This is a genomic window from Pseudomonas sp. LARHCG127, assembly GCF_052871455.1.
The window spans coordinates 57,315-78,488 of record NZ_JBIXJT010000013.1; the positions used below are offsets into that span (position 1 = coordinate 57,315).

The 21,174-nt window shown below is 61.5% G+C and carries 20 protein-coding genes; 5 read left to right on the plus strand and 15 right to left on the minus strand.

Going from position 1 to position 21,174, the window contains the following annotated elements; translation table 11 throughout:
- Positions 1-259: 259 nt before the first annotated feature.
- Entirely contained in the window at positions 260-1,006 is a 747-nt protein-coding gene (locus ACIPQ1_RS21440; protein ID WP_250964211.1) for an NRDE family protein, read from the plus strand.
- A gap of 126 nt (positions 1,007-1,132) precedes the next feature.
- On the opposite strand, the gene ptsP is transcribed toward ACIPQ1_RS21440, so the two are convergent.
- Both ptsP and ACIPQ1_RS21450 read right to left on the minus strand, forming a co-directional pair.
- On the minus strand, positions 1,133-3,412 hold the full coding sequence (gene ptsP, locus ACIPQ1_RS21445; protein ID WP_186707334.1) for a phosphoenolpyruvate--protein phosphotransferase: 2,280 nt from the start codon (positions 3,410-3,412) through the stop codon (positions 1,133-1,135).
- A 22-nt stretch (positions 3,413-3,434) separates the two neighbouring features.
- Complete coding sequence (locus tag ACIPQ1_RS21450; RefSeq protein WP_003186867.1) at positions 3,435-3,914, minus strand: RNA pyrophosphohydrolase; 480 nt, start codon at positions 3,912-3,914, stop codon at positions 3,435-3,437.
- Positions 3,915-4,057: 143 nt separating this feature from the next.
- Between ACIPQ1_RS21450 and ACIPQ1_RS21455 the strand changes: the two genes are divergently transcribed.
- Positions 4,058-4,714 (plus strand): histidinol-phosphatase, encoded by a 657-nt coding sequence (locus ACIPQ1_RS21455; protein ID WP_186707333.1) that lies wholly within the window; start codon positions 4,058-4,060, stop codon positions 4,712-4,714.
- Between the two features lie 99 nt (positions 4,715-4,813).
- On the opposite strand, the gene ACIPQ1_RS21460 is transcribed toward ACIPQ1_RS21455, so the two are convergent.
- Entirely contained in the window at positions 4,814-5,239 is a 426-nt protein-coding gene (locus ACIPQ1_RS21460) for a DUF2269 family protein (protein ID WP_446534744.1), read from the minus strand.
- Between the two features lie 45 nt (positions 5,240-5,284).
- Positions 5,285-6,799 carry a threonine ammonia-lyase, biosynthetic gene (gene ilvA, locus ACIPQ1_RS21465; protein ID WP_411386178.1) on the minus strand — a complete coding sequence of 505 codons (1,515 nt, stop codon included), beginning with the start codon at positions 6,797-6,799 and terminating at the stop codon, positions 5,285-5,287.
- A gap of 298 nt (positions 6,800-7,097) precedes the next feature.
- Between ilvA and rpiA the strand changes: the two genes are divergently transcribed.
- Positions 7,098-7,772, plus strand: a complete 675-nt coding sequence (gene rpiA / locus ACIPQ1_RS21470) for a ribose-5-phosphate isomerase RpiA (protein WP_411386179.1) — start codon at positions 7,098-7,100, stop codon at positions 7,770-7,772.
- A 145-nt stretch (positions 7,773-7,917) separates the two neighbouring features.
- On the opposite strand, the gene ACIPQ1_RS21475 is transcribed toward rpiA, so the two are convergent.
- From ACIPQ1_RS21475 to ACIPQ1_RS21490, 4 genes are all read right to left on the minus strand, one after another.
- On the minus strand, positions 7,918-8,832 hold the full coding sequence (locus tag ACIPQ1_RS21475) for an SdiA-regulated domain-containing protein (protein ID WP_411386180.1): 915 nt from the start codon (positions 8,830-8,832) through the stop codon (positions 7,918-7,920).
- A 119-nt stretch (positions 8,833-8,951) separates the two neighbouring features.
- Entirely contained in the window at positions 8,952-9,884 is a 933-nt protein-coding gene (locus ACIPQ1_RS21480) for an SdiA-regulated domain-containing protein (RefSeq protein WP_411386181.1), read from the minus strand.
- Positions 9,885-10,115: 231 nt separating this feature from the next.
- Positions 10,116-10,781 (minus strand): fumarylacetoacetate hydrolase family protein, encoded by a 666-nt coding sequence (locus tag ACIPQ1_RS21485; RefSeq protein WP_411386182.1) that lies wholly within the window; start codon positions 10,779-10,781, stop codon positions 10,116-10,118.
- Between the two features lie 36 nt (positions 10,782-10,817).
- On the minus strand, positions 10,818-12,218 hold the full coding sequence (locus ACIPQ1_RS21490; protein WP_411386183.1) for an FAD-binding oxidoreductase: 1,401 nt from the start codon (positions 12,216-12,218) through the stop codon (positions 10,818-10,820).
- Between the two features lie 204 nt (positions 12,219-12,422).
- On the opposite strand from ACIPQ1_RS21490, the gene serA reads away from it, so the two are divergent.
- Positions 12,423-13,652 (plus strand): phosphoglycerate dehydrogenase, encoded by a 1,230-nt coding sequence (gene serA / locus ACIPQ1_RS21495; RefSeq protein WP_053117264.1) that lies wholly within the window; start codon positions 12,423-12,425, stop codon positions 13,650-13,652.
- 188 nt (positions 13,653-13,840) lie between these two features.
- Here serA and ACIPQ1_RS21500 read toward each other — a convergent pair whose 3' ends face one another.
- Entirely contained in the window at positions 13,841-14,266 is a 426-nt protein-coding gene (locus tag ACIPQ1_RS21500; RefSeq protein WP_250961822.1) for a DUF4399 domain-containing protein, read from the minus strand.
- 132 nt (positions 14,267-14,398) lie between these two features.
- Between ACIPQ1_RS21500 and ACIPQ1_RS21505 the strand changes: the two genes are divergently transcribed.
- Positions 14,399-14,965 (plus strand): transporter substrate-binding domain-containing protein, encoded by a 567-nt coding sequence (locus ACIPQ1_RS21505; RefSeq protein ID WP_411386184.1) that lies wholly within the window; start codon positions 14,399-14,401, stop codon positions 14,963-14,965.
- A gap of 195 nt (positions 14,966-15,160) precedes the next feature.
- On the opposite strand, the gene ACIPQ1_RS21510 is transcribed toward ACIPQ1_RS21505, so the two are convergent.
- The 6 genes from ACIPQ1_RS21510 to ACIPQ1_RS21535 all read right to left on the minus strand — a co-directional run bounded on the left by ACIPQ1_RS21510 (position 15,161) and on the right by ACIPQ1_RS21535 (position 21,172).
- Complete coding sequence (locus ACIPQ1_RS21510) at positions 15,161-15,787, minus strand: class I SAM-dependent methyltransferase (protein ID WP_411386185.1); 627 nt, start codon at positions 15,785-15,787, stop codon at positions 15,161-15,163.
- A 102-nt stretch (positions 15,788-15,889) separates the two neighbouring features.
- Complete coding sequence (locus ACIPQ1_RS21515; RefSeq protein WP_186707322.1) at positions 15,890-16,534, minus strand: methionine ABC transporter permease; 645 nt, start codon at positions 16,532-16,534, stop codon at positions 15,890-15,892.
- Positions 16,524-17,648 (minus strand): methionine ABC transporter ATP-binding protein, encoded by a 1,125-nt coding sequence (locus ACIPQ1_RS21520; RefSeq protein ID WP_411386186.1) that lies wholly within the window; start codon positions 17,646-17,648, stop codon positions 16,524-16,526. The genes ACIPQ1_RS21515 and ACIPQ1_RS21520 overlap by 11 nt, the downstream gene beginning before the upstream one ends.
- 1 nt (position 17,649) lies before the next feature.
- Positions 17,650-18,459: a MetQ/NlpA family ABC transporter substrate-binding protein gene (locus tag ACIPQ1_RS21525; RefSeq protein ID WP_411386187.1), complete on the minus strand. Its 810-nt coding sequence runs from the start codon at positions 18,457-18,459 to the stop codon at positions 17,650-17,652.
- 161 nt (positions 18,460-18,620) lie between these two features.
- Positions 18,621-19,979: an LLM class flavin-dependent oxidoreductase gene (locus ACIPQ1_RS21530; protein ID WP_446534745.1), complete on the minus strand. Its 1,359-nt coding sequence runs from the start codon at positions 19,977-19,979 to the stop codon at positions 18,621-18,623.
- Positions 19,979-21,172 carry an SfnB family sulfur acquisition oxidoreductase gene (locus tag ACIPQ1_RS21535; protein ID WP_250961827.1) on the minus strand — a complete coding sequence of 398 codons (1,194 nt, stop codon included), beginning with the start codon at positions 21,170-21,172 and terminating at the stop codon, positions 19,979-19,981. The genes ACIPQ1_RS21530 and ACIPQ1_RS21535 overlap by 1 nt, the downstream gene beginning before the upstream one ends.
- Positions 21,173-21,174: the final 2 nt, after the last annotated feature.

The following is a 21,174-nucleotide window of genomic DNA, read 5'->3' on the forward strand; positions in this document are numbered from 1 at the left end:
ATAAGAGCGGCATGGTAACGGATCGAGGGGCTTGGGCTCTACTGAAGGCGATGGATGCGTCAGTGATGTATGGGTAGAGTGGTGGGGATGCGACGAATAGCCTTTGTGGCGAGGGAGCTTGCTCCCGCTGGTGGGCGAAGCCCACCCAACAAGGCTTTTGGGGCTACTTCGTAGCCCAGCGGGAGCAAGCTCCCTCGCCACAAAGGTGGTGTTCGGCTTTATTCTTTTAACGGATTGGCATTGTTAACAGGACAACCTGATGTGCCTGATCGTATTTGCCTGGCGCCCTGGCCACGCCCAGCCGCTGGTCGTGGCGGCCAACCGCGACGAGTTCTACGCCCGGCCGACCTTGCCCCTGGCCCAATGGCCTGACGCGCCCCATGTCCATGCAGGGCGCGACCTTGAAGCCGGCGGTACTTGGCTCGGCATCGGCGCCGAGGGCCGTTTTGCCGCGCTGACCAACATCCGCGACCCAGGCCAATTGCCGGCCTTCAAGTCCCGCGGTGAGCTGGTGGCGCGGTTCCTCACCGGGAATCTGTCGATTGCCGACTACCTGAGCGAAGTCGTGCCCCGTGCTGGCGAATACGGTGGCTTCAACCTGCTGCTCGGCGATGGCGCCGAGCTCTGGCACTACAACGCCCGTGATACCCGGCCACAGCAATTGGCCAGGGGCGTGTATGGCCTGTCGAACGCTGGGCTGAACACGCCATGGCCCAAGTTGCTCAAGGCCCGGTTGGCGCTGGAGGAGGTGCTGGACGATCCGCAACCCCAGGCCTTGTTGGCGTTGCTGAACGATCCACAACCTGCGCCGGTGGCTGAACTGCCCGACACCGGCGTCGGGCTGGCGACCGAGGCATTGTTGTCGAGTGTGTTCATCGCCAGCCCGGCTTATGGGACGCGGGCGAGTACGGCGCTGATTGTCCATGCCGATGGGACGCGGCAGATGGTCGAGCGCAGTTTCGGGCCCCATGGGGGGCATTTGGGGGAAGTGGCGCTACACATTTGAATGAGAGTCACTTGTGGCGAGGGAGCTTGCTCCCGCTGGTGGGCGAAGCCCGCCCAAAAAAGCCTTGGGGCTACTTCGTAGCCCAGCGGGAGCAAGCTCCCTCGCCACAAATGCTCGCTGAACTGTCTAGAGGGTCTTGTTCGAAGCCGGATTGATCATCCGCGCCAACCCAAGGTTCTTCAGCGCCAGTTGCAAGGAGCTGTGGATCACTTGCGGGTTGTCGATGGTCATCACTTCCGCCAGCAGTTCCTGGGCCTTGCTGAGGTTGATCTGGCGCAGCATCCACTTCACTTTCGGCAGGTTGGTGGCGTTCATCGACAAACTGTCGAACCCCATCGCCATCAGCAGCACCGCGGCCGCCGGGTCGCCGGCCATTTCGCCGCAGATACTGACCGGCTTGCCTTCGGCATGGGCGTCACGCACCACGTTCTGCAAAGCTTGCAGCACCGCCGGGTGCAGGTAGTCGTACAGGTCGGCGACCCGTGGGTTGTTACGGTCCACGGCCAGCAGGTATTGGGTCAGGTCGTTGGAACCCACCGACAGGAAGTCCACCTGCCGCGCCAGTTCCTTGGTCTGGTACACCGCGGCCGGAATCTCGATCATCACGCCGACCGGCGGCATCGGCACGTCGGTGCCTTCGTCGCGGACTTCGCCCCAGGCCCGGTGGATCAAGTGCAGGGCTTCTTCCAGTTCATGGGTGCCGGAGATCATCGGCAACAGGATGCGCAGGTTGTTCAGGCCTTCGCTGGCCTTGAGCATGGCGCGGGCCTGGACCAGGAAGATTTCCGGGTGGTCGAGCGTCACGCGGATGCCGCGCCAGCCGAGGAACGGGTTGTCTTCCTTGATCGGGAAGTAGGACAGGGACTTGTCGCCGCCGATGTCCAGGCTGCGCATGGTCACCGGTTGTGGGTGGAACGCGGCCAGTTGTTCGCGGTAGATCGCCAACTGTTCTTTTTCGCTGGGGAAGCGCTGGTTGATCATGAACGGCACTTCGGTGCGGTACAGCCCCACACCTTCGGCGCCACGCTTCTGCGCCCGGGCGACGTCGGCCAGCAGGCCGGTGTTGACCCACAATGGCATGCGGTGGCCATCGAGGGTAATGCACGGCAGGTCCCGCAGCGCATCCAGCCCTAGGGACAGTTGCTTTTCTTCCTCCACCACATCGGCGAACTGCTTGCGCAGCACGTCGCTGGGGTTGGTGTAGACCTCGCCGTGGTAGCCGTCGACGATCATCTGGATGCCGTCGACCTTGGAATACGGCAGGTCCACCAGGCCCATCACCGTCGGAATGCCCATCGCCCGGGCCAGGATCGCCACGTGGGAGTTGCCCGAACCCAGTACCGAGACCAGGCCCGCCAGCTTGCCTTCGGGCACTTCGCCGAGCATGGCCGGGGTCAGCTCTTCGCTGACCAGGATGGTGTTGTCGGGGTAGACCAGGGTCTGCTGGCGCTCCTGCTGCAAGTACGCCAGCAAGCGACGGCCAAGGTCCTTGACGTCCGAGGCGCGCTCACGCAGGTAGGCGTCGTCCATCAGTTCGAAACGGTTGACGTGGTCGGTCACCACCTGGCGCAGCGCACCCTGGGCCCATTGGCCGGTCTTGATGACGGTGGTCACTTCGCTGCCCAGGGAGGCATCGTCGAGCATCATCAGGTAGACGTCGAACAGTGCGCGTTCTTCGGGGCGCAACTGCGTCGCCAGCTTGGCCGACAGGGCCCGCATGTCGGCCCGCACGCCTTCGATGGCGGTCTTGAACAAGCCCAGCTCGGCATTGATGTCGGCGACGGTCTTGTCCGGCACCACGTCGAGGTCGGCGGGCGGCAACATGACCACCGCCGTGCCCACTGCCGCGCCCGGTGAACCCGGCACACCGACGAACTTCGCTTCCTGGATACCCTTGCCCTGGCGCCCCAGGCCGCTGATCGAGCCAGTGGCCTCGGCGTGGGCGATAACCCCGGCCAGTTGCGCGCTCATGGTTACAAGGAAAGCTTCTTCACCTTCGTCGAACTGTCGGCGCTCTTTTTGCTGGATGACCAACACGCCGACGACGCGGCGGTGGTGGATGATCGGTGCGCCAAGGAACGACGCGTAGCGTTCTTCGCCCGTTTCGGCAAAGTAGCGGTAGCGCGGGTGATCCGCGGCGTTTTCGAGGTTCAGGGGTTCTTCGCGCGTGCCGACCAGACCGACCAGGCCTTCATTGGGCGCCATGCTCACCTTGCCGATGGAGCGCTTGTTCAAGCCCTCGGTGGCCATCAGCACGAAACGATTGGTCTCGGGGTCCAGCAGGTAGACCGAGCAGACCTGGCTGCCCATGGCCTCTTTGACGCGCAATACAATAATCCCCAACGCCGCCTTGAGATCCTTGGCGGAGTTAACTTCCTGGACGATCTTGCGCAGCGTATTGAGCATGGCTCGGGGTCGAACTCCGTCGTCAGTCGCGCGTCAGCAGGCGCGGGGCAAGCTCTTTGAGGGCGCGTCGGTACACCTCGCGCTTGAATGTCACCACCTGGCCCAACGGATACCAATAGCTGACCCAGCGCCAGCCATCGAACTCCGGTTTACCGGTCAAATCCATCCGCACCCGCTGCTCGTTGGAGATCAGGCGCAGGAGAAACCATTTCTGCTTCTGGCCGATGCACAGCGGTTGGCTGTGCGTCCTGACCAGGCGTTGCGGCAAACGATAGCGCAACCAGCCTCGGGTGCAGGCGAGTATTTCGACATCTTCGCGCTCAAGCCCCACTTCTTCATTCAACTCGCGGTACAAGGCCTCTTCCGGCGTCTCCTGGGGGTTGATCCCACCCTGGGGAAACTGCCAGGCATCTTGATTGATACGGCGTGCCCATAGCACCTGCCCAGCATCATTCGTAAGAATGATCCCCACATTGGGACGGAAACCATCGGGATCGATCACGGCAACAACCTCGCAAACGCATGTCGCCGCATTGTTCCACAAAGGTTGTGAAAGCAGCAACGAGCGTCCCTAGCTTATGTGCACTCTTGTGAAAAGTCCGTATTCTGGACGCCTTTCTTTAGATTTTTCAGCGAGTAACTGCGATGCGGCTGGCTTTATTCGACTTGGACAACACATTGCTGGGCGGCGATAGCGACCACGCGTGGGGCGATTACCTGTGCGAGCGCGGTTTTCTGGACGCTGTCACCTATAAGGCGCGCAACGACGCGTTCTACCAGGATTACCTGGCCGGCAAGCTCGACAATGCCGAGTACCTGAACTTTTGCCTGGAAATCCTTGGCCGTACCGAAATGCACATCCTGGCCCAGTGGCACTTGGACTACATGCGCGACTGCATCGAGCCGATCGTGTTGCCCCAGGCCATCGAACTGCTGAAAAAGCACCGTGACGCCGGCGACAAGCTGGTCATCATCACCGCCACCAACCGCTTCGTTACCGCGCCAATTGCCGAGCGCCTGGGGGTCGAAACCCTGATTGCCACCGAGTGCGAGATGGTCGACGGGCGCTACAGCGGACGCAGCACCGACATCCCGTGTTTCCGCGAGGGCAAGGTGACCCGGTTGAACCGTTGGCTGGAAGAGACCGGGTACTCGCTCGACGATAGCTACTTTTATAGCGATTCGATGAACGATTTGCCGTTGCTGGAAGCGGTGACGCATCCGGTGGCGGTGGATCCGGATCCGAATCTTCGGGCTGAGGCCCAGAAGCGGGGTTGGCCCGTGATTTCGTTGCGCGGCTGATATAGCTATCGCGAGCAAGCTCGCTCCCACAGGGGGAACAACCCAAATCCAGTGTGGGAGCGAGCTTGCTCGCGATAAAAGCGATGCGGTCTCTAAGCCTTAAACCGGCTTGGCCCCCATCAACCCCGCAATGGCCACAAAGCAGACAACACTGAACAGCGCCAGGACAAAGGTAAACTTCCCGCTACCGCCTGGCGTCTTGCGCAATGTGTTCAGCCGCACTAGCAGCCAGAACCCCGCCAGCGCCGCCAAGGTGTAGAGCACGCTGGAAGCCAGCAGCCAGGTCTGTCCCAGTGGCCAGCCGATTTGATGAACCATCCGCCAGCCAGTGAATGGCAGGCTAGCCAGCGCCAGGATCATGACCAGCCAGATGAACAGCCGCGGACGTTGCAGCGTGCGCGCCGCCGCCGTGGCGTCGCCGTTGCGGCGCGTGCGCCAGACCCAGATGGCCAGCCCCAGGGCACCCGCCAGCAGTAATACAGTGGCGATGCCGTGGGCGATCTTCAGCGCGGTCAATGTTTCCATGGGTTCGATTTCCTTAAGTCTTGCTCACAGCCTAGCCCGGCTTTATCAACCCAGGAACAACTGATAGGCCGGGTTATCGCTTTCATCCCAGTACGGGTAGCCGATTTCTTCCAGGGCGGCCGGGACCAGGTGGCGTTCATCGTGGGGCACTTGGAGCCCCGCGACCACACGGCCATCCGCCGCGCCATGGTTGCGGTAGTGGAACATCGAGATATTCCAGCGTCCACCCAGCTTGTTCAAGAAGTTGAACAGCGCCCCCGGACGTTCCGGGAATTCGAAGCGCAGCACCACTTCGTCGATGACATGGGCCGCATGCCCGCCGACCATGTGGCGAATGTGCAACTTGGCCAGTTCGTTGTCGGTCAGGTCCAGCACCGGGAAGCCTTGTTCGGTCAGGCTGGCGATCAGCGCGCTGCGCGGGTCGTTTTCCGGGTGGGTCTGCACGCCGACGAAGATGTGCGCTTCGCTGCCGGTGTTGTAGCGATAGTTGAATTCGGTGATCTGGCGCTTGCCCACGGCTTCGCAGAACGCCTTGAAGCTGCCCGGCTTCTCGGGGATGGTCACGGCGATGATCGCTTCGCGGCCCTCGCCCAGCTCGGCGCGCTCGGCGACATGGCGCAAGCGGTCGAAGTTGACGTTGGCGCCGGAGTCGATCGCCACCAGGGTCTGGCCGCTGATGTTCCGTGACTCGACATATTTCTTGATCCCGGCCACGCCCAGTGCGCCGGCAGGTTCGGTGATCGAGCGGGTATCGTCGTAGATATCCTTGATAGCGGCGCAGATCTCGTCGGTGCTGACGGTGATGACTTCGTCCACGTGGTGCTTGCAGATATCAAAGGTGTGCTGGCCGATCTGTGCCACGGCAACGCCGTCGGCGAACAGCCCCACGGTCGGCAGCACCACGCGCTCGCCCGCGGCCATGGCCGCTTGCAGGCAGTTGGAGTCGTCCGGCTCGACGCCGATGATCTTGATGTCCGGGCGCAGGTATTTCACGTAGGCCGCGATCCCGGCGATCAGCCCGCCACCGCCCACCGGGACGAAAATCGCATCCAGGCGCCCAGGATGCTGGCGCAGGATTTCCATCGCCACGGTGCCCTGCCCGGCAATGGTGTGGGGATCGTCATACGGGTGGATGTAGACGTAGCCCTTTTCGTCGACCAGTTTCAGCGAATAGGCCAGGGCTTCGGGAAACGAGTCACCGTGCAAGACCACTTTGCCGCCACGGGAGCGCACGCCTTCGACCTTGATTTCCGGCGTGGTCTTGGGCATCACGATGGTGGCCTTGACCCCCAGCACCTTGGCCGCCAGGGCCAGGCCCTGGGCGTGGTTGCCCGCCGAAGCCGTGACCACGCCGCGTGCGCGTTCTTCGTCGCTGAGCTGGGTCAGCTTGTTGTAGGCCCCGCGAATCTTGAACGAGAACACTGGCTGCAAGTCTTCACGCTTGAGCAAGATGCTGTTGCCCAGCCGCTCGGAGAGCTGGCGAGCGGCCTGCAGCGGGGTTTCTACGGCAACGTCGTAAACGCGCGAGGTGAGGATCTTTTTGACGTACTGTTCAAGCATCGGAAAGCATCACTGAGCGGGTTGGGCAGGGCCAAGGAGTCTAACCCGGCTTTTGGCCGGGCGACCACACGATTAAGGCACTTTGAGCGCAGAAACCCCGTGGCGAGGGAGCTTGCTCCCGCTGGGTCGCGCAGCGGCCCCTTCGATATGCGGTAGACATCAATCACGACTGCTTCGCAGCCGAGCGGGAGCAAGCTCCCTCGCCACACGGGCTCGGTGCCAATCAGGCAATGACCAGGGCCCTTTCGGCGCCTATAATGCCGGCCTTTCGTTCTCTCTCGGCACCTTCGGAGCCCGCATGACCCAGGATCAACTCAAACAGGCCGTGGCCCAGGCCGCCGTCGACCTCATCCTCCCGAAACTGGATGACAAGAGCGTCGTCGGGGTCGGCACCGGCTCCACGGCCAATTGCTTCATCGACGCGCTGGCGCAACACAAGGGTGCGTTCGATGGCGCAGTCGCCAGCTCCGAAGCGACCGCTGCGCGCCTCAAGGGCCACGGGATCCCGGTGTACGAACTCAATACCGTCAGCGACTTGGAGTTCTACATCGACGGCGCCGATGAAAGCGACGCGCACCTGAACCTGATCAAGGGCGGCGGCGCGGCCCTGACCCGCGAGAAGATCGTCGCGGCGGTGGCCAAGACCTTCATCTGCATTGCTGACGCCAGCAAACTGGTGCCGGTACTCGGCGGGTTCCCATTGCCGGTGGAAGTTATCCCCATGGCCCGTAGCCATGTGGCCCGCCAACTGGTGAAACTGGGCGGGGACCCGGTGTATCGCGAAGGCGTGCTGACCGATAACGGCAACATCATCCTGGATGTGCACAACCTGCAGATCACTAACCCGGTGGAACTGGAAAGCCAGATCAACGCCATCGTCGGCGTGGTCACCAACGGTTTGTTCGCTGCTCGCCCGGCGGATGTGCTGTTGCTGGGGACTGCTGATGGGGTGAAGACCCTGCGGGGTGAATAAGCCGGGCTGACTCAACACCGAACCCTGTGGGAGCGAGCTTGCTCGCGATAACGGTCTATCCGACACATCAATGTTGGCTGACCCACCGCCATCGCGAGCAAGCTCGCTCCCACATTGGGTTTCCCGCATTTGGTTTTGTGGTGCATCAAGGCTGCGGCTTCTTGAACACGTAGAACAGGTTTGGCTCGCTCACCAGGTACAGGTTGCCATCGTCGTCCATGGCCAGGCCTTCGGCCTGGGGTACGGTTTGCTGCAGCCCCTGGCGGCCCTTGCTCAATGAGAGCGTGCTCAACGGTCGGCCGTCGATATCCAACTCGATAATCAACCGCGACTCATCGGACAGCGCCAGCAAATGGCCGCTGCGTTCATCGTATTGCAGGCTTGAAAGGTCGCGTACGAATAGCCCGGCATCGCGCTTGGGGTTGTTGATCACATGGACCGCGTAGGATTTTTCCGGATTGTGATGGGGAAACCCATGCACTTCATAAATCAGCATCGGGTCGCGTTCCTTTGCCACGAACAGGCGCTTGCCCACCGAATCGTAGGCCAATCCTTCGAACCCCTTGTTGCTCCTCATGTGCACGCCGAGGGTGATCTGTTCGGCGTCGGCGGCGTCGAGGAATTGGGTGTTGTCTTCCAAGTGAATCTTGATCAGCCGTTGCTGGCGCTCGTCAGTGATGACGTAGGTGTCTTCGCTGATGAACTCCACCGCCTCCGGGTCGCCAAAGCCGATCAGGGCGATGCGCCGCAGAATCTTGCCATCCAGCGACAGCTCGATCAGCTCGGCGTTTTTATTGGTGACAGTGAAAAGGCTCTTGCGGACCGGATCGAACGTCAGCGCGGAAACGTCATCGTCCAGGCCTTCGATCACCTGCGCCTCGACGTGGACCCGGTATTGATCCAGGGCAATGGCCTGTTCGCTGGTATTTTTCCAGAGCGTATTCAGGTTGAACCAGGCGCGTTCGAACAGGCGCAGGTGCTGGCCGACGGTGATCAGGCTGATCAGCACCAGCGTCAGCAGTATCAGCATCAAGGGTTTGGGGTGGGCGAGTCGACGCATGTTGGAGTGGGCTCGGATAAGAACAGGTGGGTGGAAATACCACGGCTGCCTGAACTGAAACTTAATGGCCGCGTGCCACACCCTACAACGAAGGAGGACTTATCCTACAGAGTTAGTTGTCAGCGCTGTTTTTCGAAACGATAGAACAGGTTCGGCTCGCTGACCATGTACAGGTTACCGGCCTCATCGATGGTGACACCTTCGGCACGAGGGATCGTGTCTTTCAGGCCGTTGAAGCCGCCCAGCAAGGTCATGAAGCTGACCTGCTCGCCTTCTTCGTCCAGCTCCAGCAATAGATGGGAGTCGGCTGACAGCACCAGCATGTGACCGGTGCGGGGATCTACGGCCAATGCTGAAAGGTTGCGCAGGTCCAATTCGTTGCTGACATGGATCTGCTTATCGCCCTTGAGCAACTGGCTACCGTCACTTTTCCAGGTGAACAGCGCAGGTGGGCGCTCCTCGCCGAGGACCAGTCGCTGATTTTTCAGGTCCCAGACGATGGCTTCGAATCCCTTGTTCTGATTCTTCGACGTGCCCAGGTCATAGCGAGGAAAGTCATTGATGTTCAGCGCGCGGGTGTCGGCATCGACCTGAACGATCGACAACAGGTGCTTTCGTTCATCGGTAATGGCCAGCAGACCGTTTTCCATAAACGCCACGCCTTCCGGATTGCCCCAGCCCACCAATGGCATCTTGCGCAATACATCGCCTTGCAGGGTCAGTTCCACCAGGAATGGGTTCTTGCCCATGACTGCGAACAGGGTCTTGGTCTGCGGGTTATAGGTCACATCGGACGCTTCGTCCTTCTCCATGCCCGGTAGCGGCTTGGCGTCGATCACGGCGCGATAGTCTGGCAACCAGATGCTTTCCTGGCGCTGGACCGGGCTCTGGAAGTGTTCCGACAGCCAAAGCAGGCCGCGGTCGTCCCAATGCATCGCAAACGCCAAGCCATAGGCTGCAGCCACCGCCAGCAGCGACCAGGCATACCAGGGCAGGGCGAAGCGAGAGCGGCGGGCAGGCTTGGCGGCAGGCAGTGTTTGGGTTTTGGCCATCGGGGAATGCGTTCCAGAAAGTTCGGCTAAGGGAGTGGCTGGCTCAGATGCCGCATTCCTCGGAATTATCCGGATGGCATGTGAAAAAAACGGTAAATGATCGGATATGCACCCTCTATACCCTGTGGGAGCGAGCTTGCTCGCGATAGCGGTGTGTCAGCCCACATTGATGTGTCGGATAGATCGCTATCGCGAGCAAGCTCGCTCCCACAGGCGGCATAGGTGTAGCTGTTAGCGAACGCTGCTCTCGAAGCGGCTCGCCCCTGGCAGTTCCAGGACCAGTTCATCGCCCGCATTCAGTGGCCCGACGCCCGCCGGGGTGCCGGTGAGGATCACGTCGCCGGCCTGCAGCGAGAAGCAACCGGCCATGTATTGGATCATCGGCACGATGGGGTTGAGCATCAGGCTGCTGTTGCCGTCCTGGCGCACTTCACCGTTGATGGTCAGGCGCACGGGAATGTCGGTCAGGTCGGCAAACGTATCCTTCGAGACAAATGGCGCGATCACTGCCGCGCCGTCGAAGGACTTGGCGACCTCCCACGGCAGGCCCTTGGCCTTGAGCTCGGCCTGCTTGTCCCGCAGGGTCAGGTCCAGGGCCGGGGCGAAGCCGGAGATCGCGTCCAGCACCTCTTCAACGCTGGGCTTGGTGGACAGCGGCTTGCCGATCAACACGGCGATTTCCGCCTCGTAGTGCACCGAGCCACGGTCGGCGGGAATGCTGAAACCGCCTTCCAGCGGCACCACGCAGCTGCCCGGCTTGATGAACAACAAGGGTTCGGTGGGCACCGGGTTATCCAGTTCCTTGGCATGTTCGGCGTAGTTGCGGCCAATGCACACCACTTTCCCTAGCGGAAAATGAATACGTGTACCGTCGACATACTGGTGCTGATAGCTCATTTACCGACTCCTGCTCTGGGGTTCATCAGGTGTTTTTTAGGCGTTAACCGCGAAAATCTTGCCCGGGTTCATGATGCCGTTCGGGTCGAATACGGCTTTCACGGCTTTCATGTATTCGATCTCCACTGGCGAACGACTATAAGTCAGGTAGTCGCGCTTGGTCATGCCCACGCCGTGTTCGGCGGAAATCGAGCCGTTGTACTTCTCGACGGTTTCAAAGACCCATTTGTTCACGGTCGCGCACTTGGCGAAGAATTCATCCTTGCTCAGGTTTTCTGGCTTGAGGATGTTCAAGTGCAGGTTGCCGTCGCCGATGTGACCGAACCAGACGATTTCGAAGTCCGGGTAATGTTCGCCAACGATCCCGTCGATTTCCTGCAAGAAGGCTGGGACTTTGGAGACGGTCACTGAAATGTCGTTCTTGTACGGCGTCCAGTGGGAGATGGTTTCGGAGATGTACTCGCGCAATTTCCACAGGTTTTGCAGTTGGGTTTCGCTCTGGCTCATCACACCGTCCAGCACCCAGCCCTGCTCCACGCAGTGCTCAAAGGTCTCCAAGGCCTGGTTGGCGACCTCTTCGGTGGTGGCTTCGAATTCCAGCAGCGCGTAGAACGGGCACTCGGTTTCGAATGGCGCCGGTACGTCGCCACGACCGAGGACCTTGGCCAGGGCCTTGTCGGAGAAAAATTCGAAGGCGGTCAGGTCCAGCTTGCCCTGGAAGGCGTGCAGCACCGGCATGATGGAGTCGAAGTCCGAGGTGCCGAGCACCATGGCGGTGAGGTTCTTCGGCGCACGGTCCAGGCGCATGGTGGCCTCGACCACGAAGCCCAGGGTGCCTTCGGCGCCGATGAACAGCTGCCGCAAGTCGTAGCCGGTGGCGTTCTTGATCAGGTCCTTGTTCAGCTCCAGCAGGTCGCCCTTGCCGGTGACGACCTTCATGCCCGCCACCCAGTTGCGGGTCATGCCGTAGCGAATGACCTTGATTCCGCCGGCATTGGTGCCGATATTGCCGCCAATCTGGCTGGAACCTGCCGAAGCGAAGTCAACCGGGTAGTACAGCCCATGTTCTTCAGCCTTGTTCTGCAGTTGCTCGGTGACCACGCCCGGCTGGCACACGGCAGTGCGGTCGGTAAGGTTCACGTCGAGAATCTGGTTCATGTAGTCGAATGACACCACCACTTCGCCGTTGGCAGCCACGGCGGCGGCGGACAACCCGGTGCGCCCGCCCGAGGGCACCAGCGCGACTTTGTGCGCATTGGCCCAGCGCACAATGGCCTGGACCTGTTCGGAGGTCTTGGGAAAGACGATGGCCGAAGGCGCCGGGGCGAAATGCTTGGTCCAATCCTTGCCGTAAGCGTTCAGGGAGTCAGCATCGGTCAAGACCTTGCCAGGCTCAACCAGGGTCTTCAGCTCATCTATCACGGCAGGATGGGTCATCGACAGAACTCTCGAACAATTCATGGTCATCCTGAGAACGCTTCACGTCGCAGGAATGAGTGTTTGCGGGGGGCATATGCTAGCATACCGACCCCGCAGCGTAGTGCCCAACGGCTGTTCTGCGGCGACGGCTGTCACGCCGGTCGGGCCAGCATGCGCTGTCCGATTCCCTGCCATTTTTCTCCGGGACACAGGTTTACGCAGATGAGCAAGACTTCTCTCGATAAGAGCAAGATCAAGTTCCTTCTTCTCGAAGGCGTCCACCAATCGGCTGTCGACGTCCTCAAGTCGGCGGGCTACACCAGCATCGAGTACATCACCAGTTCTCTGCCGGAAGCCCAGCTCAAGGAAAAGATCGCCGATGCTCACTTCATCGGCATTCGCTCCCGTACTCAACTGACCGAAGAGATCTTCGACCACGCCAAGAAACTGGTCGCGGTTGGCTGCTTCTGCATCGGCACCAACCAGGTTGACCTCAACGCGGCGCGCGAGCGCGGTATCGCGGTGTTCAACGCGCCGTACTCCAACACCCGTTCCGTTGCCGAGCTGGTATTGGCCGAAGCGATCCTGCTGCTGCGCGGCATCCCCGAGAAGAACGCTTCCTGCCACCGTGGCGGCTGGATCAAGAGCGCGGCCAACTCCTTCGAAATCCGCGGCAAGAAGCTGGGTATCGTCGGCTACGGCTCGATCGGCACGCAGTTGTCGGTACTGGCTGAAGGCCTTGGCATGCAGGTGTTCTTCTATGACACCGTGACCAAGCTGCCCCTGGGCAACGCCACCCAGGTCAACGACTTGCACGAGTTGTTGGGCATGTCCGACATCGTGACCCTGCATGTGCCGGAAACCGCTGCCACCCAGTGGATGATCGGCGAGAAGGAAATCCGTGCCATCAAGAAGGGCGGGATCCTGATCAACGCCGCGCGTGGCACCGTGGTCAAGCTCGACGCCCTGGCCGACGCGATCAAGGACAAGCACCTGATCGGCGCCGCCATCGACGTGTTCCCGGTGGAGCCACGCTCCAACGACGACATTTTCGAAAGCCCGCTGCGTGGCCTGGACAACGTGATCCTGACCCCGCACATCGGCGGTTCCACCGCTGAAGCCCAAGCCAACATCGGCCTGGAAGTGGCGGAGAAGCTGGTCAAGTACAGCGACAACGGTACGTCGGTATCGTCGGTGAACTTCCCGGAAGTGGCCCTGCCTGCCCACCCTGGCAAGCACCGCCTGTTGCACATCCACGAGAACATCCCGGGTGTGATGAGCGAGATCAACAAGGTCTTCGCCGAAAACGGCATCAACATTTCCGGTCAGTTCCTGCAGACCAACGAGAAAGTCGGCTACGTCGTGATCGACGTCGACGCCGAATACTCGGACCTGGCGCAAGAGAAGCTACAGCACATCAATGGCACGATTCGTTGCCGCGTGTTGTTCTAAACAGCTCTGGCTTGCAATGAAAAACGGGAGCCCCAAAGGGCTCCCGTTTTTTTTCCTGACACAATCTGGAAACCCTGTGGGAGCGAGCTTGCTCGCGATGGCGGTGTGTCAGAAAAAAGAGCTATCGACTGAACCACCGCTATCGCGAGCAAGCTCGCTCCCACAGGGGGGGCTGCACTTTCCCAGTCTTACTTCACATTGACAGTGATTTTCTTGGACACAATCGACGGGTCGAACGGCATGTGGCCGCTGTCGCCCAGGATCAATTGCAAGGTGTGCTTGCCCGGGGCCAGTTTGATGGTGGCCTCGGTCTGTGCCTTGCCGAAGTGCATGTGGTGGGCGTCGGTCGGAATCGGCGCGCCTTCGGCGGGTACGTCGTCGACATCGATCAGCAAATGATGGTGGCCGGTATTCTTGGTCACATCGCCCGCCGGGGCCAGGGCGATGTTCTTGACGCCGAACTTGACCTTGAATTCCTGGGCGACCGTGGCGCCGTCTTCCGGGGAAACGATGAACACTTCGGCGCCTTTGGGCGCCGGCGTCGCGGCGCTTGCCAGCATCGAAGCGCCCAATAACAGACCGGCCAACGCGGCACGAGACATAAAGCTTTTCATTTTTTTCTCCAGTTTTTCCATGAAATCCGCCTGGCCATCACAACTTCATGGCCAATCGTTGTCGAAGCCTGCAACAACCATAGCAAAGCGAGCCTGAAACGAGCGTCGCTTGTATAAATACTAGGAGTGACCATGCGTTTCCTGCCTGGCCTGATCTGCCTGCTACCCCTTTTGAGCCCCCTGGCTCATGCCGAACTGATCGACGACATCAATGACCGTGGCGAGCTGCGCATCGCTCTCGAGGCCAACACCGCGCCCTTCAACTTCAAGGAAGACGGCAAACTCACCGGTTTCGAAGTGGAGCTGGGTGAAATGCTCGCGGCCGAGCTCGATGTACGCCCCGACTTCGTCGTCACCGATGCCGCGGATCTGCTGCCCGGTGTGGAAAGCGGCAAATACGACGTCGCCATCAACCACATAGCAATGACCCCGGAACTGGCGGAACGTTTCGACCTCAGTGCGGCTTATAGCCGTCCGGATGCGCAACTGCTGGCGAGCAAGGAAGAGCCGCAGCGTCCGTTGGTCATGGCGCAGTCGTTCCAGCCGGAAGAAAAGAGCGGCCCGCCGCCGAGCCTGGTGATTCCGTTCCAGAAGGGCAACCCGGCGTTCAAGGCCAGCCTGGATAATGCCCTGGCGCGGATCAAGGATGATGGGAGGCTGGAGCAGTTGTCGCAGAAGTGGTTGAAAAAGCAGGAGTGAGGAAAACCTTGAATCAAGCGCAACTCTTGTGGCGAGGGAGCTTGCTCCCGCTCGGCGGCGCAGCCGTCGTAAAGCCGATGACGCCGTCTGCCTGGAAAAATCACATCATCCGGATTGGGGCCGCTTCGCGGCCCAGCGGGAGCAAGCTCCCTCGCCACAGGGGCCAGCGTCCATCCGGTTCGGGCGGGTTTGCCTTCAAGGTCTACGCCACACACTCGCCAGCCAAGGCTGTTGCTCCCGTGGCAGCCCCGCCGGTCGGTAGTAGTGCTCCAGCTCCACGAAGCCTGCTTCGCCAAGCAGCGTTTGCCAGGCCGCGAGGTCGTGGTAGGCGCCGAAGCGCTGGCCATTCCAGCCTTCCTGGTTTTCGCCCCGGGGGTTGGAGCTGAACAGCACGCCGCCGGGCTTGAGCGTGGCGTGCAATTGCTTGAGCACCCGGGGCAGCTCCTGGACGGGGACATGAAACAGCACCGCGTTGGCGAAAATCCCGTCAAAACGTTCGGCCGGCAGGTCGAGCGCCAGGAAGTCTTGTTGCCACACCTCGCAGCCGCTGTCCTGGCGCGCCATTCGGGCAAATTCTTCTGAGCCGTCGAGGCCGACCGCGACATGGCCCAAGGCCGTGAATGTGCGCAGGTCGCGCCCCGGGCCGCAGCCCAGATCCAGGATGTGCAGCGGTGCCTGGCCCTGGATATGGCGCAGCAAGGCGTCGATGTTCTGGCTGACATCGTGGTCGCGGGTGCCTTCGCGGAAACTTTCCGCCACGGCGTTGTAGTGGCCCAGGGTCGTGGCGGTGATGGCGTGCAGGTCTTCGGTGGTGTGTTTCATGATCGCGGGCTTGGGTAGGGAGCGTCAGGTGACTATACCGCAAGCGTACTGACCGCTTTGCGGTCAATCGCGAGCAAGCTCGCTCCCACAGTGAAATGCATTTCAGCGTTTATTCAAGCCCCGTGCCAGGCGGTCACCACCCAACTGGATCACCGCCACCAACGCCACCAGCAATACGATCACCGTGAGCATGATCTGGCTGTCGAAACGCTGGTAGCCATAACGGTAGGCAATGTCGCCCAGGCCACCGGCACCGATCGCTCCGGCCATGGCCGAGGAGTTGATCATGGTCACCAGCGTAATGGTAAAACCACCGACGATGCCCGGCAGGGCTTCGGGCAGCAGCACATGCCAGACAATGTGCCAGCGCCTGCAACCCATGGCCTGGGCCGCTTCGATCAGGCCATGGTCGACTTCCCGCAGGCTGACTTCGGCGATGCGGGCGAAGAACGGCGTGGCGGCGATGGTCAGCGGTACGACCGCAGCCCACACGCCATAGGTGGTGCCGACGATCAGCCGGGTAAACGGAATCAGCGCCACCATCAGGATCAGGAACGGTATCGAGCGGAACAGGTTCACGAACGCGCCCAGGGCCTTGTTCAAGACTGGCGCTTCATAGATCCCGCCCTTGCCGCTGGTGACCAGGATCACCGCCAGCGGTATGCCCGCCATCAATGCGATCAACGACGACACGCCGACCATCAGGAACGTGTCGATGAAACCCTGCAACAACCGATCAAACCACATAACCCAGTACCTCCACCCGTTGCGCCCAATTGCCCGCCCGTTGGCGCAGCTCCTCGGCACCCCACGACGAACCACTCACGGCCAGCAGCAACTGACCCAGCCCGTGGCCCTGAATCCGTTCGATGCCGCCGTGCAGCAAGCGCACCCGCCCACCGAGGGCACTGAACAAGGCGGCCAGGTCTACTTCATCATCACCTGCGCCAGTGAATTGCAGGCGCAGCACCGTCGCCGCGTCAGCCGGCGCCGGCTGCACCTGCAAGCGACTTTGCAGTTCCTCCGGGATGGCGTGTTGCAACGGCGCCAGCAGCGTCCGGCTGACCTCGTGTCGAGGGTTGCCGAAAACTTCCCAGACCGGGCCCTGCTCGACGATTCGTCCTTGCTCGAGCACCACCACCCGGTCGCAGACTTCGCGAATCACCGCCATCTCGTGGGTGATCAAGACGATGGTCAGGCCCAGCCGCTGGTTGATCTCGCGCAGCAGCCCGAGGATCGATTGGGTGGTCTCCGGGTCCAGGGCCGAGGTGGCCTCGTCGCACAGCAGGATCTGCGGGTCGTGCACCAGCGCCCGGGCAATCCCGACCCGCTGCTTCTGCCCACCGGAAAGTTGTGCCGGATAGGCCAGGTGCTTGCCTTGCAGGCCCACCAGTTCCAGCAGCTCGCGGACTTTGCGCTGGCGCTGCGCCTTGGGCATGCCAGCGACTTTCAAGGGCAGTTCAACGTTCTGCCACACGGTCTTTGCCGACATCAGGTTGAAGTGCTGGAAGATCATGCCGATGCGTCGGCGCAGTTCCACCAGGTGGTCTTCATCGAATTCGCCAATGTCCACCCGATCGATCAACACCCGGCCGCTGGTGGGTCGTTCGAGCCGGTTGATGGTGCGGATCAGCGACGACTTGCCGGCGCCGCTGCGGCCGATGATCCCGAACACTTCGCCGTGTTGGATCGCCAGGTCGATGCCTTGCAGGGCAGCCACCGGCCCTTGGGCGCCATTGTAGGTCTTGCCCAGGCCGATGAAGCGCACGTGGGCGCGGTTCAGCTCCGGGTGCAGTTCGGTCTGGTCGGCGCTTTGCGGCGCGGGGGCTTCGTGGCGGAGTCGAGCGTTGACGGCGTTCATGTCAGCCTTCCCAGCCGGCTTGGTAGAGCTTGCCGTGGGCCTTGTCCAGGGCGGCGCGCACGGCGGGCGAGTGTTGGTAGATGTCGACGAACTTGATCAGCCGCGGGTCGTCCTTGCTCTTGGGCTGGATCACGAACTGAATCACGTATTCCTTGTGATCGAGGCCGTCGAACAGCAAGGCGGAACTGGCATCGAAAGTCTTGGCCAGGCGGATGTAGGCCGGATATCCCTGCACCAGGTCGGCGTCTTCATAAGCGCGCACCAGTTGCACGGCTTCGACTTGCAGGATCTTGAGTTGCTTCGGGTTAGCGACGATGTCGTCTTCGGTGGCCTTGTAGCCGACGCCCGGCTTGAGGCTGATCAGCCCGGCCTTGGCCAGCAATTGCAGGCCGCGACCGCTGTTGATCGGGTCGTTGGCGATGGCGACGCTGGCGCCTTTAGGCAGTTCGTCGAAGCTTTTGTATTTTTTCGAATAGAGGCCGACGTTGTTGATGATCCCCGGGGCGAAGGGCACCAGGTCGAATCCGGCGGCAGCCTTGGCATTTTCCAGGAACGGGATGTGCTGGAAGTAATTCACGTCGATATCACCGGAGGCCAGGCTGACGTTGGGCGCAATCCAGTCGCTGAACTCCACCAACTCGACTTTCAGGCCCTGCTTGTCGGCTTCTTCGACCGCCGCTTCCAGGGGAATGGCGAAGGCGGCGGTGGTGCCGATCTTCAACGGTGCGTCGGCGGCAAACAGCGCCGAGCTGAACAGGCCGAGGGCCAGGGCCAGGGTTTTGACTGGCAGGGTGAGGAAGTGTTTGGTCATGTCGGTTATTCCAGTCATTAATGGATGAGTCTCAGGCCTTTGTGGCGAGGGAGCTTGCTCCCGCTGGGCTACGAAGTGGCCCCAAAGCCTTTTTGGGCGGGCTTCGCCCACCAGCGGGAGCAAGCTCCCTCGCCACAGGATCAGTGTCGGTAGCCCCGGGGTCAGTGCCGGTAGGTCGAGCCAGTGTGTTGTTCGGGCAACTGGTCCCCGGCGTGAAACAGCTTCTCGCGCAGGGTGCCGCTGGCGTATTCGGTCTTGTACGAGCCGCGTCGCTGCAACTCGGGGATCACCAGGTCGATGAAGTCCACGTAGCTTTGCGGCGTGACGATGCGGGTCAGGTTGAAGCCGTCGAGGCCGGTTTCGGTGATCCACGATTCCAGCTCATCGGCCACCTGTTCGGTTGAGCCAACCACCGTGATGTAGCGACCGCCCAGGGCGTGCTGTTCGAGCAATTTGCGCCGGGTCCAATCGTTGTTCTGCAAGGTCTTGGTGGCCGACTGGATCGCGTTGCTCTTGACGTACTGGATCGGCTCGTCCAGTTCGTACTGGGAAAAATCGATCCCTGTTGACGCGGAGAAGTGCGCCACCCCGGCCTCGGCGCTGGCGTACCCCAAGTACTCGGCATGCTTGGCCCAGGCGGCGGCTTCGGTCTCACCGACGATCACGTTCAGGCCCATGAACACCTTGATGTCTTCGGGGTTGCGCCCGGCCTCGGCGGCGCTGGCGCGGACCTTGTCCACCTGGACCTTGGTCGTCGGTTTGTTCTGGCCACTGATGAACACGCACTCGGCATGCCGCCCGGCGAACGTCAAGCCGCGCTCGGAGCTGCCGGCCTGGAACAGCACCGGCGTGCGTTGGGGCGAGGGCTCGCACAGGTGATAGCCCTCGACCTGGTAGAACTCGCCTTGGTGCCGGACCTTGTGCACTTTTTCCGGTTGGGCATAGATTCGCTGTTCGCGGTCGTTGATGACCGCGTCGTTTTCCCAGCTGCCCTCCCACAATTTGTAGAGCACTTGCAGGTATTCGTCGGCCTGGTCGTAGCGGCGGTCATGCTCGACCTGCGCCGTCAGGCCCATGGCTTTGGCGGCACTGTCCAGGTAGCCGGTAACGATGTTCCAGCCGACCCGGCCGCGACTCAGGTGGTCGAGGGTGCTCATGCGCCGGGCGAACAGGTAGGGCGGTTCGTAGGTCAGGTTGGCGGTGAGGCCGAAACCCAGGTTTTTCGTCACGGCGGCCATCGCGGACACCAGCAGTAGCGGGTCATTGACCGGCAGTTGGATCGACTCCTTGAGCGTCACGTCCACCGACTGTTGATACACGTCGTAGACCCCGACGATGTCGGCGATGAACAACCCGTCGAACAATCCGCGCTCGAGCAATTGGGCCAGGGCGGTCCAGTATTCGATCGTGTTGTACTGGGTCGATGTGTCCTGTGGATGGGTCCACAGGCCATGATTGATGTGCCCGATGCAGTTCATGTTGAACGCATTGAGGAGGATTTTCTTCTTCCCGACCGCCATCAGATCGTCCCCCGCAGGGGCGGTTTTTCATCGTTGAGGTAGAAGTTGCCTACGGCGTGGTATTTCCAGCGCACCGGGTCATGCAGGGTGTGCACCCGGGCGTTGCGCCAGTGGCGGTCGAGACCATGCTCGGCCAGGGTCGCCTGGCTGCCGGCCAATTCGAACAGCGTGCTGCCGGCGGCCAGGGAAATCTCGGTGCTGATGGCGCGGGCTTCGGCCACGGCAATCGAGGCGGCGGCGACCGTGTCGGCCTGGGTGTCGGCCTGGGCCCGGTCGAGGAATTCACCAGCGCGTTCCAACAGGGCTTCGGCGGCGTGCAGGCGGATACTCAGTTGGCCGAAACTCTTGAGGGTGTGCGGGTCTTCGGTGGCGACATCGCTGGTGGCGTCGATCCAGGGACGGGTTTTGCTACGGACAAAATGCAAGGCGTCTTCATAGGCGGCGCGGGCAATGCCGGTGTCGATGGCGGCGTGAAGAATCTGCGCCAGCGGCCCCACCGGTGTGGGACGTTCGAAGGCGCTCTGGAAGGGCACGATGTCGTCGGCAGCGACGTACACGTCTTCGAACACCACCGAACCGCTGCCGGTGGTGCGCTGGCCGAAACCGCTCCAGTCATCGATCACCGTCAGGCCTTGGCTGTCGCGAGGGACGAACGCCAGTTGCTGCACGCCGTTTTCATCCACCACCGACGAGGGGATGCGCTGGGCGTAAATCGCACCAGTGGCGTAGAACTTGCGCCCGTTGATGCGGTAGCCCTCGCCGTCGCGTCGCAGTTGAGTGACGCGGTCGTGGGCGGTCTTGGTGCCAAGCTCGGCCAGGGCATTGCCAAAGCGTTGGCCGGCCAGGACTTCGGCGTACAAACGTTGCTTCTGCGCTTCGTTGCCATTTACCCGCAGCACTTCCAGCGCGTAGAAATGATTCTGGGGAATCTGCCCAAGAGAGCCGTCGGCCTGGGAAATCAAGGCGATCACTTTGGCCAGGGTGACGTTGGACACACCGGCGCCGCCGTAGGCCTTGGGCACACTGATGCCCCACAGGCCGGAGCGGGAGAAAGCTTCCAGTTCCGGATACGGCAAGCGGCGCTCACGGTCGCGCAGTGCGCTGTCGCGCTTGAAGTCATCGGCCAGGTCACTGGCCACGATCAGGGCTTGTTCATCGCTGGTGATCACCGCGACGTGTTGGGAAAACGGCATGT